This window comes from Microbacterium sp. WCS2018Hpa-23, from assembly GCF_031843845.1.
In the GTDB taxonomy this organism is placed as follows: Bacteria; Actinomycetota; Actinomycetes; order Actinomycetales; family Microbacteriaceae; genus Microbacterium.
This window is the reverse complement of sequence record NZ_JAVTIZ010000014.1, coordinates 1-16,467: the sequence shown is the minus strand read 5'-3', so window position 1 is coordinate 16,467 and position 16,467 is coordinate 1. Positions and strand designations below refer to the sequence as shown.

Sequence of the window (16,467 nt, the reverse complement as noted above, 5' to 3'; positions counted from 1 at the left end):
ATCCTCGCCCACGATCAGCTCAGCGCGCGAGCAGGCCCGCACCGTCGCGGAGCTCGAACACCAGCTGCGTCTCGGTGCCGCGCACGACGGGGTGGATCGTGATGTGCTCGAGCACGATGTCGCGCAGGGCGGTGGCGTCCTGCACCGCGACATGCACGAGGAAGTCGTCGACCCCCGCGACGTGGAACACCTGCAGCACCCGCGGGATGGCTGCGAGCGCGTCGAAGAGCGCGGTGACCTTGGGGCCCGTGTGATTCGCGAGGCGCACCTTGATGATCGCCTGCAGGGGCAGGCCCAGGGCCGCGCCGTCGACCCGGATGCGGGTATCGCGGATGATCCCGCGCTCACGCAGGGCGCGCACGCGGTGGGCGCACGTCGACTCGGCGAGACCGAGCCGGTGGGCCAGAGCCTTATTGGTGATCTCAGCATCGCGGGTCAGCGTGGCCAGGATCTCGAGATCTGTCTCGTCGAGTTGTGCTTTCGCCAATGCGCGCGCCCCCTCGTGATCAACTGTTTGGTCAGAATATCGAGAATGCCTCAGAACGCGACGGATGCTGTCGAATTTCTGCGCATCGATCGCGATTCGGGCAACGTGGCAGGCATGACTGCACCGTTGCATCCAGACACCGTCGCCGTGCACAGCGGCCGCTCAGACCTCGAGGCACTCGGAGTGCACGCGCTGCCGATCGACCTGTCGACGACCAACCCGCTGCCAGACATCGAGCGCGGAGGCGACTCGTACGAGGCGATGGCGACGGGTGGGCGTCCGCCTGCCGACGGCAGCATGGTCTACGCACGACTCTGGAACCCGACCGTGGCGCGGTTCGAAGATGCCCTCGCCGAACTCGAGCACGCCGAGGCCGCCGTCGCCTTCGCATCGGGCATGGCGGCGATGACCGCGGTGATCCTCGCGCACGGTCCTGCGGCGGGCAGGAACCACGTGGTCGCGGTGCGACCGCTCTACGGCGGCACCGATCACCTGCTCGGCTCCGGTCTGCTGGGCGTTGAGACGACGTACTGCCACCCCGCCGAGGTCGCAGCGTCCATCCGCCCCGACACAGGACTCGTGGTGGTCGAGACCCCCGCCAACCCGACACTCGACATCGCCGACATCGCCGCAGTGGTGGCACAGGCGGGAGGTGTGCCGGTGGTGGTCGACAACACCTTCGCCACGCCCGTGCTGCAGAACCCCATCGACCACGGCGCGGTCATGTCGCTGCACAGTGCCACGAAGTACCTCGGCGGGCACGGCGATGTGATCGCCGGCGTGGTGGCCTGCGACGAGCGGACCGCAGAGGCGCTCCGCCGAGTGCGCGCCGTGACCGGTGGGCTGCTGCACCCGCTCGGCGCCTACCTGCTGCACCGCGGACTCACGACCCTTCCGGTGCGCATGCGAGCGCAGCAGGAGAGCGCTCGCCGCATCGTGCAGTGGCTGATCGACCGCCCGGAGGTCGCCGAGGTGTTCTACCCAGGACTCGACGACGACCCGGAGGGCGTCATCGCGCGCCAGATGCGCGGCACCGGGGCGATGATCGCGATGCGGATGCGGGGCGGGTATGCCGCGGCATCCGCTGTGACCTCGTCGACGTCGCTGTTCACCCACGCCGTGTCGCTGGGCGGCGTCGATTCACTGATTCAGCATCCGGCCGCGCTCACCCACCGGCCCGTGCCTGCAGAGGCGCGCCCCGACGCTGATGTCCTGCGACTGTCGATCGGTCTCGAGGACGTCGACGACCTGATCGCCGACCTCGCCCAGGCGTTCGCAGCGCTGACGCCGGCGGAGGACGCGGTGGCATCCGGCCGTCCGTGGGCGTGATCTCGGCGACGTTTGTCGAACAGCTACAAGGAACTGAGTCTCACTCTGAATGAGATCTAGTTCCGAGGCGCAAACCTGTGCGAATCCTGAGAACCCGCCCATACACTCGCCGGTGGCAACGACGCCACTGACCCCGGGAGTCCTCAATGACGAGTGCAAAACCCCACGCGCACGGAATCGGCATGCGCATAGCCGTGATCGTGCTCAGCCTGCTGCTGGCTGCGATGGTGATCCTGTTCTTCCTGACCACAGGCAAGATCGCGGCCGGTGCTGCGGAGCTCGCCGACGGCACGACGACCGCACGAGACGGCTCGGCCGACCTCGCGGCAGGTGCCGGTGATCTCTCTGCGGGTGCCGACGAGCTCGCCGCCGGCACGGAGCTGCTCGCTGCGGGGGCCACGAGTGCCCACGTCGGCTCAGAGAAGGTCGCCACGGGTGCGCAGAGCGCGTCCACCGGCGCCGCCGCGCTCGCCGTCGGTGCCGACACCCTCGCGATCGGCGCCTCGAACGCCGCGTCCGGTGCTGCTCGGCTCAGCGCCGGAGCACTGTCGGCGCTGACGGGCGCCGAGCGTCTCGAATCGGGACTCACGAAGGCGGATGCCGGTGTGCAGTCTGCTCTCGACGGCGCGCAGCAGGTCTCGGCCGGTGCACAGCAGATCGACTCAGGAGCCCAGGCCGCGCTCGACGGGGCTCAGCAGGTGGCGGCAGGAACGCAGCAGGTCGACGGCGGAGCCCAGTCGCTCGTCGTCGGCGCTCAAGACCTCACGAAGGGCGCGCAGCAGGTCGACGCGGGAGCCCAGTCGGTGCTCGACGGAGCGACGAACCTCGCTGCTGGGGTCGCCGGCGCACACCACGTCGCGGGGCAGGTGCTCGGCGGGGCGAACCAGCTCAGCTCGACGATCACCGGCGCCGTGACGCCGCAGCTTCAGGCGCTCGCCAGCCCGGAGAACGCCGCGGCCATCACCGCGGCGGCGAACGGCGCCCCCGCGAACGCGCAGCAGCTGGCCGATGCACTCTCCCAACTCGCCGCGGCAGACCCGGCGAACGCGCAGATGCAGCAGCTCGCGGCTCTCGCCGCGGGACTGGATGCCCAGGTCGACGGGATCGCCGGAGCAGCCGCGGCAGCACCTGTGCTCGCGCAGGGGACGATCCAGGCCGCCGCCGGCGCGCAGCTGGTCGCCGGAGGTGCGAATGCGCTGGTCAACGGTGATGCCGCACAGGGGTGGCCGGGAACGGTCGCGCTGGCGGACCCGAGCGCCGGCGCCCCGGCCTTCGTCACCGGGGTGCAGCAGCTGAGGGCCGGCACCTCCGGTCTCGCGGCCGGTGCCTCGACGCTCGAGTCCGGTATGGGCACGCTCAAGGCCGGTGCCTCAGCGGTATCCGCCGGTGCGCTGAAGCTCGCCGACGGCGTGCAGCCCCTGAGCGAGGGAGCATCGCGGCTATCGGGAGGCGCGCTCGCGCTGGCCACCGGCCTTCAGCCTCTGAAGGCCGGAACTGCCGAGTTGTGGGCGGGCGCGGATCGGCTCGCCGCTGGTCTCGACACGCTCGCCGATGGCGCCGTGTCACTGCAGGACGGTTCGGCGCGGCTCAGCTCCGGTGCGGCGAGCCTCGACGATGGCGCGACCGCGCTGGCCGAGGGCACCGAGACGCTGAAGGTCGGTGCATCAGACCTGAGCACAGGCGTCGGCGAGCTCTCCGAGGGCGCGGCCACGGTGGCTGAAGGCACCGGCGAGCTGGCGGAAGGCGGAGACAAGCTCGAAGCGGGTGCGTCGGAACTCGCAGACGGCAACGGCCTGATCGCAGACGGCTCCGGCACGCTCGCGACCGCGACGGCGGGCGCCGCGCCGTCGATGCTGCCCTGGATGCTCGTCGTCACGCTGGCGGGGCTCATCGCGGTCGGCTTCTGGATCGGCCACCGCGTCAGCCACAGTCGGGCGAACGTCTGAGCGGCATCCCGGACTGACGCCGCACGCATCGAAGGAGATCTCTCGTTCCGAAGGACCCGATCCGTAGGATCGTCCTTCGACACGGGAGATCTCCTTCGGCACGCGTGAGACGCAGGGCGAGAGGATGCCGGAGCCTGGCTCTACGGCAGGCGGATCGTGCCGGTGGCGATGCGCTCGGTGGGCATCCGATCGCGGTTGTAGGTGATCTCCTCGTACCCGTGCGGGGTGGGCGCCCCGTCTTCGTCGAGGCTCACGAACACGATCTTCTCGATCGTGAGGATGCGCTTGCGGGTGATCATGTTGCGGGCGACCGCGCGCATGGTCAAAGAGGTGGTGCCGAAGTGCGTCGCCTGCAGACCGATCTCGATCAGATCGCCCTGCACGGCGGACGCCTCGAAGTTGATTTCCGAGATGTGCTTGGTCACCGCACGGTAGTTGCCCAGCTGCACGATCGCGTAGATCGCCGCCTCCTCGTCGATCCACTTCAGCAGGCTGCCGCCGAACAGCGATCCGTTCGCGTTGAGGTCTTCGGGTTTCACCCATTTGCGGGTGCGGAAGTTGATGCCGTCTTCGGACCACTGCCACTCGCGTGTCTTCTGCTTCGCCATGCTCCGAGGGTAAGAGCATCGTGAGTCGGCGGTGTTACGCGGGAGTTCCGGCTCGATCTGCTCTGGGCGCGATCTGCTCTGGGCCGATCTGCTCTGGGCCGATCTGCCTCGGGCGGATACCGCCCCGCGCACGGTCCCGGCGGCGGATGCTGAGGCCATGAGCGAAGAGACCCCCATCCCGCAATTCGGACCCGAGGCCAGACGGGCCCTGTTCCACGAGCGCGTCCTCGTGCTCGACGGCGCCCTCGACGACGACAACGGCACGCTGCTCATGACGCAGCTGCTCACCCTCTCGGCTGAGGATCCGACGACCGATATCGCCCTCTGGATCCACTCGCCCGGCGGCTCCGTGCCGTCGATGCTCGCGATCCGCGACCTCATGAAGATGGTGCCGAACGACGTGTCGACGCTCGCCCTCGGACTCGCGTGCAGCGCGGGGCAGTTCCTGCTCTCTGCCGGGACGAAGGGCAAACGCAGGGCGCTGCCGCACGCCCGCATCCTCATGCATCAGGGCTCTGCCGGCATCGGCGGCTCTGCCGGCGAGATCGAGACGCAGGCAGACGACCTGCGGCACATGCGCGACACCGTTCTCGGGCTGATCGCCGACGACACCGGGCAGCCCGTGGAGCGGATCTTCGAGGACTCGCTCCACGACCGCTGGTACACCGCCGGGGAGGCGAAGGACTACGGGTTCATCGATGAGATCGTCGGCTCGCTCGCCGATCTCATGCCGCGTCGACGGGCGCGGGTCGGTCTGGGGGCGAGCGCATGAGCGGCTACACGATCCCGAATGTCATCGCGCAGCATCCGCGGGGCGAACGCGTGATGGACGTCTACTCGCACCTGCTCGCCGAGCGCGTCATCTACCTCGGCACCGGAATCGACGCGGGAGTCGCCAATGCTCTGATCGCGCAGCTGCTGCACCTCGACGCCGACAGCCAGGACGCGGGTGTGCAGTTCTACATCAACAGCGAAGGCGGCGACCCGGGGGCGGCGCTCGCGATCTACGACACGATGCAGCACATCCGTCCCGCGGTCGCGACGACCTGCGTCGGGCAGGCGATCGGACCCGCCGCGCTGCTCGTCGCCGCCGGTGCGCCGGGGCAGCGGGCCGCACTCGCCCACGCCCGCATCGTGCTGCATCAGCCCGCCGGGCAGTCCCGAGGGGCGATCCCCGATCTGATCCTCGCGGCCGACGAGGTCGTGCGGGTGCGGGCTGACATGGAGTCGATCCTCGCCAGGCACAGCGGCCGCTCGCTGAACGAGCTGCGCGCCGACACCGACCGGGATCGCGTCTTCACGGCGTCCGCCGCCCTGGAGTACGGACTCATAGACACCGTCTTGGGGGAGCGGGCGGTCTGAGCCCGGGCCGGGTGTTTCGGGCACGCCTGACCCCCGGCCGTCTGCAGGATCGAAGCACGAATGCGGGATGACTCGGCCGTTCTGATCCTGCAGGCGTGCCGTGGTCCTGCCGACGGCCCGGACCGCCGGTGGCTGAACCGGGAGGCCGGTCAGGCGGCGAGGGCGAAGGCGCCGCGAGTGACAGACACCGCAGCGGATGCCGGGGCCGCCGTGGCCTGACGCAGGTCGTCGGCCACGGCGCTCGTCAGCTCGACGAGCGAGGTGTCGAGGGCTCCGGCGATCGCGGCGATCATCTCGCTCGACGGCTCTTTGAGTCCTCGCTCGACCTCCGAGAGGTACTGCGGCGAGACCCCGGCGTTGTCTGCGGTCTCGGTCAGCGTCTCGTCGCGGGCATGTCGTCGGCGTCGCAGCTGATCGCCCAGCATGTGGCGCCACAGAGGTTCCGGTTCGAACGGCCGCGGACGAGCCGGACGAGGCGGACGAGATGCACGGGAGAACGGGACGAGGTCGGCCATGCCTCACGATAATCCGCCGTCAGTGCGGGGTTCGAGCGGTTCTGCTCAGAGCAGAACCGCTCGCAGTCAGGCTTCAGTGCGCTCCGACGACGCGCTCTCCGAGGCGGCGACGACCGCATCCGTCGCCGCCCAGCTGGCGAGCATCCGCAGCTTCTCCTCCGAAGCGGAGCCCGGCTCCGCAGTGTAGGTCGACATCTGCAGACCGGGATCGGCCGGCAGCTCGAACGCCTCGTAGGTGAGTTCCATCTCGCCGACGACGGGGTGGTTGATCCTCTTGACGCCGCTGCGGTGGAAGCGCACGTTGTGCGCGGCCCACAGGGTGCGGAAGCGCTCGCTGCGGGTCGACAGCTCGCCCACGAGATCGGTGAGCTTGCGGTCGAACGGGTTGCGCCCGGCTTCGCCGCGCATCGCGGCCACGAGCTCCTGGGTGTTGCGCTCCCATTCGGGGTAGAACTCCTGCGCGGCCGGGTCGAGAAAGGCGAAGCGGGCGCTGTTGGGCACCGGCGTCGTGAAGAGCGGCGCATAGAGCGCGCGGCCCAGCGCGTTCGCCGCGAGGTAGTCGAAGTAGTTGTTGCGCACGATCGCGGGCGCTTCCGTCATCGCGTCGAGCAGGCGCAGGATGCTGGGTCGCAGCGTCTCGACCTTCTTGCGCGGCTTGCGGGCGACCGGTGACGCGTTGGCCGTGCGGGCGAGGTCGAACAGATGCGCCGTCTCGGCCTCGTCGAGCTGCAGGGCGCGGGCGAGCGCGTCGAGCACGCTGTCGGAGACCCCCGACAGATCACCCCGCTCGAGGCGGGTGTAGTAGTCGACGCTGACGCCGGCGAGCAACGACACCTCTTCGCGGCGAAGCCCGGGCACGCGCCGGTTCCCGCCGTATGCGGGCAGGCCTGCCTGGTCGGGGGTGATGCGGTCGCGCCTCGACGAGAGGAATTCGCGCACCTCGTTGCGGGTGTCCATGTCCTCGACGGTACGCCCCCTCGGGCGGTGAAGGGAGGTACTGGTGGACTCTCCCTCGTCTGCGAGACCGCGCGCAGACTGAGGACATGACAACGCAACTGACTCTCAACAACGGCATCGAGATGCCCGCCCTCGGCTTCGGAGTCTTCCAGGCCGCTCCGGACGAGACCGTCGATGCCGTCAGCACAGCCCTCGAGACGGGTTACCGCCTGATCGACACAGCCGCTGCGTACGGCAACGAGCGCGAGGTGGGTGAGGCGATCCGTCGCACCGGCATCGCGCGCAACGAGATCTTCATCGAGACCAAGGTCTGGATCAGCGACTTCGGCTACGACGAGACGCTGCATGCGTTCGAGAAGTCAACCGGCAAGCTCGGCGTCGACCAGCTCGACCTGCTGATCCTGCACCAGGCTCTGCCCACCCGCTTCGACCTCACGCTCGGCGCCTACAAGGCACTCGAGACCCTGCTCGCCGACGGTCGGGTGCGCGCCATCGGTGTCAGCAACTTCATGGTGGAGCACCTCGAGAAGCTGGCGGCCGAGACGAGCATCGTCCCGGCGATCAACCAGATCGAGGTGCATCCCTACTTCCAGCAGCGTGAGGTGCAGCAGGCGGATGCCGCGGCCGGCACCGTCACGCAGGCCTGGTCGCCCATCGGCGGCATCACGGCCTACCGCCCCAACGGGGCATCCGTGTTCGATGACGAGACCCTCACGGCCATCGCCGCCGAGCACGGCAAGTCGCCCGCTCAGGTGATGTTGCGCTGGCACCTGCAGCAGGGTCGTTCCGCGCTGCCGAAGTCGGTGCGCCCTGCCCGCATCGCCGAGAACTTCGACGTGTTCGACTTCGAGCTCACCGCTGATCAGCTCAGCGCGATCGATGCGCTCGACACCGGTGTGCGCCGCGGCCCCGAGCCCGAGGACGTCACGCTCGAGACCTTCGGCCGGGAGATCCCCGAAGCCTGAGTCAGAGGGCCGCAGTCACACCTGGGAGCAGCTTGGCCGCGATCTCGCCGAGCTGCTCCCGCTCGGCTTCGGTGAGGGGGTCGAGGATCAGCTCTCGGATCTGCGCCACGTGCACGGGGGCAGCTCCCCGCAGCAGCTCGCGACCGGCATCCGTGAGGGCGGCGGTCAGCGTGCGCTTGTCGCTGCTGCACGATGTGCGCGTCACCCAGCCGCGTTCTTCGAGCGAATCGATGGCGTGACTGAGCCTCGAGCGGCTGAGTCCGGCGATCTGCGCGAGCTCGGTCATCGGTATCGCGCGGTCATCCTGGCCCGCCAGCGTCACGAGGATCGCGTAGTGCGCGTGCTTGAGTCCGGTCTCGGCCTTCAATGCACGGTCGAGCACCTGCGGCAGCAGCTGGACGAACCGGATGGTCGGCAGCCACGTCTGCATCTCGGTGTCGTCGAGCCGCCGGTCGTTCACCACCTGCGCGTTCATCACGCGGCGGACAGATCGAGCGTGTGCGAGGTGTGGTCGCGCTTTGCCTCGAGGTAGCGGTGATTCGCGTCCGACAGGTGCACACCGGTGCGGACCTGCTCGGTGACGCGGACGCCGAGGGACTCGAGCTGCGCCGCCTTGTCGGGGTTGTTGCTCAGCAGGCGGATGCTGTCGGCGCCCACCGTCTGCAGCATCTGTGCCGCGACCGTGTAGTCGCGTTCGTCCTCGCCGCGGCCGAGAGCGACGTTCGCCTCGTAGGTGTCGAGCCCTGCATCCTGCAGCGCGTAGGCGTCGAGCTTGGCATACAGGCCGATGCCGCGACCCTCCTGTCGCAGGTAGAGCAGGAATCCGCCCTCCTCGGCGATGCGCTCGACGGCTTCCCGCAGCTGCGGACCGCAGTCGCAGCGCTCGGAGCCGAAGACATCGCCGGTCAGGCATTCGCTGTGCGGGCGCACGAGAGGCGCGTCCCCGCCGTCGGCTGCGCGGTCGAGCGCAGCCCTCCAGTCGCCGAGCCCGAGCAGCAGGTGCTCACGGCCGTCGACCAGGCCGTCGAACGTCACGACATCCGCTGCGGTGGAGAACCCGTCGGCGAAGCGCATCGGCACGCGCACGCGCGTGCGCTCGGTCGCGACCGGAACGACGGTTGAAGTTTCAATCATGTCGGGTGAAACGCGATATGCCGGTGTCTATTCCCGTGAAAGGAGTTTTATCAGAACCTCCCGAGCATGATCGATCGGGAGTTGACTGGTGGCACACGACCGAAGGAGCACAACTCATGCGTGGAGTAGTCATGTACGCACCCGGCGACGTTCGCGTCGAGGACCGCGAGAAGCCGACCATCACCCGTCCGACCGATGCCGTGATCCGGATCGCCGCGACCTGCATCTGCGGATCCGACCTATGGCCCTACCGGGGTGCGAACGAGGTCGACCACGACCCGATGGGTCACGAGTACGTCGGCATCGTCGAAGAGATCGGCGCCGATGTGAAGACCGTGAAGGTCGGCGACTTCGTCGTCGGATCGTTCATGGCCTCGGACAACACCTGTGAGATCTGCCAGGCCGGTTACCAGTCCCGTTGCGTGCACGTCGTGCCGATGGGCCGCTTCGGCACCCAGGCCGAGTACTCGCTGATCCCGCACGCCGACGGCACGCTCGTCGCGACGCCGGGGCAGCCCGACGCCGATCTGATCCCGTCGCTGCTCGCGGCATCCGATGTGCTGGGCACCGGCTGGTTCGCCGCCGTCGCCGCAGAGGTCGGCCCGGGCAAGACCGTCGCCGTGGTCGGAGACGGAGCAGTGGGTCTGCTCGGCATCCTCGCCGCCCGTGAACTAGGCGCCGAGCGGATCATCGCGATGAGCCGTCACGCCGACCGCCAGGCGCTGGCGCGCGAGTTCGGCGCGACCGACATCGTGGAGGAGCGCGGAGACGAGGGCGTGGCCCGCATCAAGGAGCTCACCAACGGGCTCGGCGCGCACTCGGTGATCGAGGCCGTCGGCACGCAGGAGTCGATGATGCAGGCCATCCGCGCGACCCGCCCCGGCGGTCACGTCGGATACGTCGGCGTCTCGCACGACGTCGCGCTGCCCGGTGAGGAGCTCTTCTTCTCGGGCGTGCACCTGCACGGCGGCCCGGCTCCGGTGCGCCGCTTCCTCCCCGAGCTGATCGAGCTCATCTGGGACCGCAAGATCGACCCCGGCAAGGTGTTCGACCTCACGCTCCCGCTCGATGATGCCGCCGAGGGCTACCGCGCCATGGATGAGCGCCGCGCCACCAAGGTCCTGCTCACCGTCTGATCACTACTCCGGTGCCGGTGCTGGTGCCGGTGCCGGTGTCGGTGTCGGTGTCTTGTCACGGCGGCGAACGAGTCTGAGCTCACTGGCCAGGATGCCGAGCACGACGAGTGCGCCGCCGATCAGCGCCGTCACGGGCAGGCGCTCGCCGGCGATGCGGCCGATCGCGGCCGCCCACACCGGCTCGCCCGCGTAGATGATCGTGGCACGGGTCGGCGAGACCGACTTCTGCGCCCAGTTCATCGTGAGCTGGATGATGCAGCTCGCCGCCCCGAGCCCGATCGCGCAGCCGACCCAGATCCAGGAGAACTCCGGAAGTCCCTCCCCGACCACCGGCATCGTCAGGATGCCGAGCACTCCGGCGGTGAGCAGTTGGATGACCGTGATCCGGCCGAGGTCGATCCTGCCGGCGAACACGCTGATCAGGATGATCTCGGCCGCGATCGGCAGGGTGCTGATCATGGTGAGGATCTCGCCCGATCCGAGTGTCAGGGCGAACGCATCGGGGCCGGCGATGAGCATCAGCCCGAGGAAGGCGAGGCCTGCACCCACGAAGGCCATGGCCGGAGGACGCTTGCGGAACACCGCCCACTGGGCGAGCGGGACGAGCGGGATGTACATCGCCGTGATGAACGCCGACGTGCTCGAGTCGATGGTCTGCAGCCCGACGGTCTGCAGACCATAGCCGAGGTAGATCATCACGCCGATCGCGACGCCCGCACCGATGTCGCGCCAGCGGATGCCTCGCAGCACGCGCCGGAAGATGACGACGCTGATCAGACCGGCTACCAGGAACCGGATGCCGACGAAGAACGAGGGTCCGGAGTGCTGCATCGCCCAGTGCACGAGCAGGAACGTGCCTCCCCAGACCGCCGTCACGGCGATGAGGGCGACCTCCTGCCGACGCAGGCTCATCCAGCGGAATCGAGTGGACATGCTGTCCTTTCTCGACGCGGCCGGATCGAGCCTAGTGCCGCCGCGCTTCCGCTTCGAATCACCCCGCTTCCGCTTCGAATCGCGTGAATGGCCCGATATGACGACAGAATGCGGTCAGGTGCGCGATTCCAACGGCGTCTCGATAGCCTCGCCTCATGAGCAACTTCGTGAGCGTCGACGAACTGAACGAGCTGCGGGCGTCCGAGGCGCCTGTCCGAGTGATCGACGTGCGCTGGCGACTCGACCGGCCCGACGGACACGCGGACTATCTCGGGGGCCACATCCCCGGAGCCGTCTACGTTCCGCTCTCCACCGAGCTCGCGACGCACGGGGAGCCGTCGGAGGGGCGCCACCCTCTGCCGACCACGCAGACGCTGCAGGATGCTGCGCGCCGCTGGGGTGTGAATCAGGGCGACGTGGTCGTGGCCTACGACGATGCGAAGGGGCTCAGTGCCTCGCGTGCCTGGTGGCTGCTGCGACAGGGCGGCGTCGATGTGCGCGTGCTCGACGGCGGCATCCGCGCCTGGACGGCGGCCGGTCTGCCGGTCGCGACCGACGACGTGGAGGTCGAGCCGGGCGATGTCGTGCTCGACGAGATCGGTGCCGACGCGATCTCGATCGACGAGGCGGCGTCTTTCCCCGAGACCGGTGTGCTGCTCGACGTGCGCGCCCCCGAACGGTACCGCGGTGACCACGAACCGCTCGACCCCATCGCCGGGCACATCCCCGGTGCACTCAACCTGCCGATGGCGGCGCACCTGAACTCCGAGGGCAAGATCCTCGACGTGCACACCCTGCAGGCGACCTTCGCGGCCGTCGGCGTGACCGAGGGGACTCCGGTCGCGGCGTATTGCGGCTCCGGCATCACTGCCGCCCACACCGCGCTGGTGCTCGACGAGGCAGGCATCGAGGCCAAGGTGTTCCCCGGCTCATGGAGCCAGTGGTCCAACACTCCGGGTCGAGCGGTCGCCGTCGGCGAGCAGCCCGGCTGAGCGTCAGCCCGGTGGGCAGCGCCGCCCGCGGGGGTCAGCGTCCGTCGGCGTAGGTCCAGGAGATTCCGAGGAGTCCGGGGCCGAAAGCGCGTCGCACCTGGTGCACCGAGTTGCGGCCCTCGAGCGACAGCTCCGTCGTCTTGGTGCCGGTCGGCGTCTCGGCGCGCTCCTCGATGCGATCCGGCAGGGCGTCGGGGTGGAACCGAGTCCACACCAGCAGCTCTCGACACTGTCGAGCGACGGCGTGACCCGTCTCGCGCTGCGGCGGATACCCGGGCGGGTATTCGACCGACCACTCCACCATCGACGTCTTCGGAGCGGTCAGCGGCACGTCGAGCTCGAACAGCACGCCGTGCACTTCGCCATTCGGATGCGAGTAGCGGGCGGCGATCCGGCCGCCGGCCACCGCGTCGATGATCGGCGCGGGGGTGCTCACGCCCGGAGTCATCTCGAGGAATGGGATCGAGGCGACCGTGCCGACGGTGGACTGCACGATGCTGCGCGTGATCGAGTACGAGACGTTGCCGTCGGCATCCACATCCGTCACCGAATGCGTGGTCAGCTCGCGAGAGGTGTCGGGGTACTCGGCGCCGAGGGCTGCGAAGGCCTCTTTCACCGCCTGCTCGAGCTCTTGCTCGTCGAGCGGGAACTGATTGGGCCCGAGCGGGCCTGTGCGGTTGGTGGTGCCGAGAAGTGCGGTGAGAGAACCGGGCTCGAGGTGCAGCAGCTGTTCGATGTCGCTCAGCGCCGCCATCGATTGAGCGCCCTCCGGCCGACGGGCGCCGGAGCGCCAATAACTGAGGGTCGCCATCGACACGCTGTTGCCGCGGGCGCGCAACTGCTCGTGCAGTCTCGCCAAAGTCAATCCACGTGCATTGATCGCGTCACGGAAGGACGCTGCGAATACATCGGCATATCGGCGGATGCCACTTTCCATACTCATCACAGCACCCCCTCCGGTATGTGAAGAATCGAGCCCTAAAGTGAGCATACGACCACACCGGCATCGCGTAGGGGACGAGATGCTATTTCTGGGGTCAGCTGGGCTGAACAGTCGTGGGCAGGGTGCCCGACCTCACGACGGATCGGCCTGTAACGCAGTGTCGCCCCCGTCGCTGCGTTCTGTCGCGGGGCCTGATGATCGATCTGGGGAGATCCATCGGGCCCCGCGAACACCTCTCTCCCGGCGTCCGCGCCCACTCCGTGCCCCCGCGTAGACTGGGAGGAACACCCCGGAGGACTCTGGATCGTCATGTCTGCCCCTGCCCGCGCGTTCACCGTGCGTCACCTTCAGCTGCTGCGCGCGCTCTTCGCCGCCGCCGCAGCCGTGATGATCACCTTCTCGCCCGACCACTCCGCGGCCGTCGGTCTCTCCGTCTTCAGCGGCTTCGTGCTGACGACCGCCCTCGTGATGATCGTCGCCGCCTGGCTCGTGTTCCCCGCCGGGCAGCGCTGGCCGTCGGTGGTCCTGGCCATCCTGGGCTTCGCCGCGGGGATGGCGGCGGGAGTGCCTGCGTGGCGCACCGACGACGTCTTCTTCGTCGTCGTGATCGCCTGGGCGGTGGCCACCGGAATCCTCGAGCTGGTCGTCGGATTGCGCGCACGTCGAACGGGCGACCCCACGGCACGCGACTCGATCACCCTGGGCGCGTTCGGTCTACTGCTCGCCGTGCTGCTGCTGGCGATCCCCGCAGGCTTCGTGCAGCCCTATGCGATCGAGGGTGCGGGAGAGTTCGAGCTCACCGGCATCATCCTGGGCGTCGGCATGTTCGGCGGGTACGCCGCCATCGTCGCCGTCTTCCTCGGCATCGCCGGGCTGACACCCAAGCGCGCCGACGCCGTCGCCGACTCCGCAGCTAACGAGAACGACCCTGCCCCCGCCGGGCACGGAGGAGACAGATGAGCGACGAGAAGCCCACCCGGCGCGACATCCTGCGCCCACTGCACCTGCTGGGCATCGCCCTGGGATGCGGTGTCTTCGCCGCGATCGTGACGCTCGTGTCGACCGGAGCCTTCACCTCCCGGGTGAACTCCGCCATCGCTAACGGCAGCTACGACGGCCTCACCCCGATCGCCCTCGGCCTGGTCGTCGGCGGCGGAGCGTTCATCGTCACGCTGCTGTTCCTCGCGATGCTGATCCTCGTGGTCGATCCTGCTGACGTGACCAAGACGGTCGACCGCCCGGTGCTCTACGACCCCGAGACGCCTGACGAGCCCGAGACCGACAAGCCCGGTCACAGCTCCTCCTCCTGACTCGCACCGCGTCTTTTCCGACGCGCAGTCGCGGGATCTCCGACATCCGTCCGGAATAGTCCCTGCGCCCGAGCGCTTGTGACTGAAGTGACTGCCTCGATCGACCGCGCCTCCATCGGCCTCCGCTCGACCCGTGGCCCCGTGCTCGGTGCGCTCATGCTCGCCACCGGACTCATCGCCATCGACGCGACGATCCTCGCGACGGCGGTGCCCAGCATCGTCCGCGATCTCGGCAGCTACCAGCAGTTCCCGTGGCTCTTCTCGGTATACCTCCTCGCCCAGGCCGTCAGCGTGCCGATCTACTCGCGCTTCGCCGACACCGTCGGGCGCAAGCCGATCATCCTGCTCGGCATCGCGCTCTTCCTGCTCGGCTCGGTGCTGTCGGGATTCGCCTGGAGCATGACCTCCCTGATCATCTTCCGCATCGTCCAGGGTCTCGGCGCAGGAGCCGTCGCGCCGATGTCGATGACCATCGTCGGCGACATCTACACGGTCGCCGAGCGCGCCAAGGTGCAGGGCTACATCGCCTCGGTCTGGGCGATCTCATCTGTCGTGGGCCCCGCACTCGGCGGAATCTTCGCGCAGCTCGACGCGTGGCGGTGGATCTTCTGGATCAACATCCCGCTGTGCCTGATCGCGGGGTGGATGCTGCTGCGCAAGTACCACGAAGAGAAGCAGACGCAGAAGCATCGCATCGACTACGCCGGAGCCGTCCTGCTCACGATCGGGCTCACCGGCCTCATCCTCGGGATGCTGGAGGGCGGCAACGCGTGGGCGTGGCTCTCCGTGCCGAGTGCCATCTGCTTCGGCCTGGGACTCCTGGCGCTGATCGCGTTCGGGCTGGTCGAGCGGAGGGCGGCTGAGCCGATCGTCGACCTGCGGCTGGCCGCGCGTCCGCTCATCCTCACGACCACGATCGTGTCGCTCGGCATCGGCGCGCTGATGACCGGCGTCACGAGCTTCGCGCCCGCCTATCTCGAAGGGTCGATCGGCATCGCCCCGCTGCTGTCGGGGCTCGCCGTGGCGGCGCTGACCCTCGGATGGCCGCTCGCCGCCGCGAACTCCGGGCGCCTGTACCTGCGGATCGGGTTCCGCCGCACCGCACTCACGGGCATGTCGATCACGGCCGTCGCGGCGATCGCTCTCGCAGTCGTCTCGCCCTGGCCCAACCCGTTCTCGATCGCGGCAGTGGCCTTCGTGCTCGGCTTCGGTCTGGGATGGAGTGCCGCCCCGACGCTCATCGCCGCCCAGGCCTCGGTCGGCTGGGGCGAGCGCGGAGCCGTCACCGGCATGAACGCCTTCGCCCGCTCCGCAGGAAGCGCGCTCGGAGTGGCCGTGTTCGGGGCGATCTCGAACTCGGTGATCGCGCAGGGCGCCGGCCCCGAAGACCCGGCGACGATCGTCTCGGCATCCGTGTGGGTGTTCATCGCCGCCGCGATCGTGGCTGTGCTGACGCTGATCGCGGCCGCGTTCATGCCGCGCGACTCCGCCGGAGCCCACTCCGGCGAGCTCCGCTCGTAGCCGTTCGCGGCCGTTGTCGCGGTGTGATCGCTCGCGGTGAGAGGGGCTCCGGTGCGGGGTCGCTTCCGCATCCGGGTTGGGTGCGGCATCCGGGTTGGTGCGGGGTCACTTCCGCATCGGATTCGGCTGGTTGCGATGCGCTATTGGCCCCGCATGGAGCGCGCCATGCGCTTCTGGCCCCGCATGGAGCGGTTGGGTGCGTTCTCGATCGGGCCGGAATGCGACGCGCTCACGTCCGCCCAAACCGTGCGGGGTCACTTCCGCATCGGATTCGGGTGCGGGGTCACTTCCGCATCGGATTCGGCTGGTTGCGATGCGCTATTGGCCCC

At 68.9% G+C, this 16,467-nt stretch carries 18 protein-coding genes; 10 read left to right on the top strand and 8 right to left on the bottom strand.

Going from position 1 to position 16,467, the window contains the following annotated elements; all coding sequences use genetic code 11:
- Positions 1 to 19: 19 nt before the first annotated feature.
- On the bottom strand, positions 20 to 487 hold the full coding sequence (locus RQG77_RS18740) for an Lrp/AsnC family transcriptional regulator (RefSeq protein WP_311246094.1): 468 nt from the start codon (positions 485 to 487) through the stop codon (positions 20 to 22).
- A 114-nt stretch (positions 488 to 601) separates the two neighbouring features.
- Between RQG77_RS18740 and RQG77_RS18735 the strand changes: the two genes are divergently transcribed.
- Entirely contained in the window at positions 602 to 1,816 is a 1,215-nt protein-coding gene (locus tag RQG77_RS18735) for a PLP-dependent aspartate aminotransferase family protein (RefSeq protein ID WP_311246150.1), read from the top strand.
- A 146-nt stretch (positions 1,817 to 1,962) separates the two neighbouring features.
- Entirely contained in the window at positions 1,963 to 3,762 is a 1,800-nt protein-coding gene (locus tag RQG77_RS18730) for a hypothetical protein (RefSeq protein WP_311246093.1), read from the top strand.
- Between the two features lie 140 nt (positions 3,763 to 3,902).
- Here RQG77_RS18730 and RQG77_RS18725 read toward each other — a convergent pair whose 3' ends face one another.
- Complete coding sequence (locus RQG77_RS18725) at positions 3,903 to 4,370, bottom strand: hotdog domain-containing protein (protein WP_311246092.1); 468 nt, start codon at positions 4,368 to 4,370, stop codon at positions 3,903 to 3,905.
- A 157-nt stretch (positions 4,371 to 4,527) separates the two neighbouring features.
- On the opposite strand from RQG77_RS18725, the gene RQG77_RS18720 reads away from it, so the two are divergent.
- Positions 4,528 to 5,142, top strand: a complete 615-nt coding sequence (locus tag RQG77_RS18720) for a ClpP family protease (protein ID WP_056511836.1) — start codon at positions 4,528 to 4,530, stop codon at positions 5,140 to 5,142.
- Positions 5,139 to 5,732 carry an ATP-dependent Clp protease proteolytic subunit gene (locus tag RQG77_RS18715; protein WP_311246091.1) on the top strand — a complete coding sequence of 198 codons (594 nt, stop codon included), beginning with the start codon at positions 5,139 to 5,141 and terminating at the stop codon, positions 5,730 to 5,732. Before RQG77_RS18720 ends, RQG77_RS18715 begins: the two co-directional genes overlap by 4 nt.
- A 149-nt stretch (positions 5,733 to 5,881) precedes the next feature.
- On the opposite strand, the gene RQG77_RS18710 is transcribed toward RQG77_RS18715, so the two are convergent.
- Entirely contained in the window at positions 5,882 to 6,247 is a 366-nt protein-coding gene (locus RQG77_RS18710; protein WP_311246090.1) for a helix-turn-helix transcriptional regulator, read from the bottom strand.
- Positions 6,248 to 6,313: 66 nt separating this feature from the next.
- On the bottom strand, positions 6,314 to 7,204 hold the full coding sequence (locus tag RQG77_RS18705; protein WP_311246089.1) for a helix-turn-helix transcriptional regulator: 891 nt from the start codon (positions 7,202 to 7,204) through the stop codon (positions 6,314 to 6,316).
- An 86-nt stretch (positions 7,205 to 7,290) separates the two neighbouring features.
- Between RQG77_RS18705 and RQG77_RS18700 the strand changes: the two genes are divergently transcribed.
- A complete protein-coding gene (locus tag RQG77_RS18700) occupies positions 7,291 to 8,169 on the top strand; it encodes an aldo/keto reductase (protein WP_311246088.1) in 879 nt (292 codons plus the stop codon).
- A 1-nt stretch (position 8,170) separates the two neighbouring features.
- Here RQG77_RS18700 and RQG77_RS18695 read toward each other — a convergent pair whose 3' ends face one another.
- Both RQG77_RS18695 and ribA read right to left on the bottom strand, forming a co-directional pair.
- Positions 8,171 to 8,644 (bottom strand): MarR family transcriptional regulator, encoded by a 474-nt coding sequence (locus tag RQG77_RS18695; RefSeq protein WP_311246149.1) that lies wholly within the window; start codon positions 8,642 to 8,644, stop codon positions 8,171 to 8,173.
- Positions 8,644 to 9,303: a GTP cyclohydrolase II gene (gene ribA / locus RQG77_RS18690; protein ID WP_311246087.1), complete on the bottom strand. Its 660-nt coding sequence runs from the start codon at positions 9,301 to 9,303 to the stop codon at positions 8,644 to 8,646. The genes RQG77_RS18695 and ribA overlap by 1 nt, the downstream gene beginning before the upstream one ends.
- A gap of 116 nt (positions 9,304 to 9,419) precedes the next feature.
- Here ribA and RQG77_RS18685 point away from each other — a divergent pair, with 116 nt between their 5' ends.
- Positions 9,420 to 10,439, top strand: coding sequence for a zinc-dependent alcohol dehydrogenase family protein (locus RQG77_RS18685; protein WP_311246086.1), 1,020 nt, complete (start codon positions 9,420 to 9,422; stop codon positions 10,437 to 10,439).
- A 3-nt stretch (positions 10,440 to 10,442) separates the two neighbouring features.
- On the opposite strand, the gene RQG77_RS18680 is transcribed toward RQG77_RS18685, so the two are convergent.
- Positions 10,443 to 11,372, bottom strand: coding sequence for a DMT family transporter (locus RQG77_RS18680; RefSeq protein WP_311246085.1), 930 nt, complete (start codon positions 11,370 to 11,372; stop codon positions 10,443 to 10,445).
- A 155-nt stretch (positions 11,373 to 11,527) separates the two neighbouring features.
- Here RQG77_RS18680 and RQG77_RS18675 point away from each other — a divergent pair, with 155 nt between their 5' ends.
- On the top strand, positions 11,528 to 12,364 hold the full coding sequence (locus tag RQG77_RS18675) for a sulfurtransferase (protein WP_311246084.1): 837 nt from the start codon (positions 11,528 to 11,530) through the stop codon (positions 12,362 to 12,364).
- Between the two features lie 34 nt (positions 12,365 to 12,398).
- Here RQG77_RS18675 and RQG77_RS18670 read toward each other — a convergent pair whose 3' ends face one another.
- Positions 12,399 to 13,307: a hypothetical protein gene (locus RQG77_RS18670; protein WP_311246083.1), complete on the bottom strand. Its 909-nt coding sequence runs from the start codon at positions 13,305 to 13,307 to the stop codon at positions 12,399 to 12,401.
- A gap of 309 nt (positions 13,308 to 13,616) precedes the next feature.
- Between RQG77_RS18670 and RQG77_RS18665 the strand changes: the two genes are divergently transcribed.
- The 3 genes from RQG77_RS18665 (at position 13,617) to RQG77_RS18655 (ending at position 16,138) form a co-directional block, all read left to right on the top strand.
- The gene (locus RQG77_RS18665; protein ID WP_311246082.1) at positions 13,617 to 14,267 is read left to right on the top strand and encodes an acyl-CoA synthetase; all 651 of its coding nucleotides are present in this window, start codon (positions 13,617 to 13,619) and stop codon (positions 14,265 to 14,267) included.
- On the top strand, positions 14,264 to 14,617 hold the full coding sequence (locus tag RQG77_RS18660) for a hypothetical protein (RefSeq protein WP_311246081.1): 354 nt from the start codon (positions 14,264 to 14,266) through the stop codon (positions 14,615 to 14,617). The genes RQG77_RS18665 and RQG77_RS18660 overlap by 4 nt, the downstream gene beginning before the upstream one ends.
- Positions 14,618 to 14,704: 87 nt before the next feature.
- Positions 14,705 to 16,138 carry an MFS transporter gene (locus RQG77_RS18655; protein WP_311246148.1) on the top strand — a complete coding sequence of 478 codons (1,434 nt, stop codon included), beginning with the start codon at positions 14,705 to 14,707 and terminating at the stop codon, positions 16,136 to 16,138.
- Positions 16,139 to 16,467 lie beyond the last annotated feature (329 nt).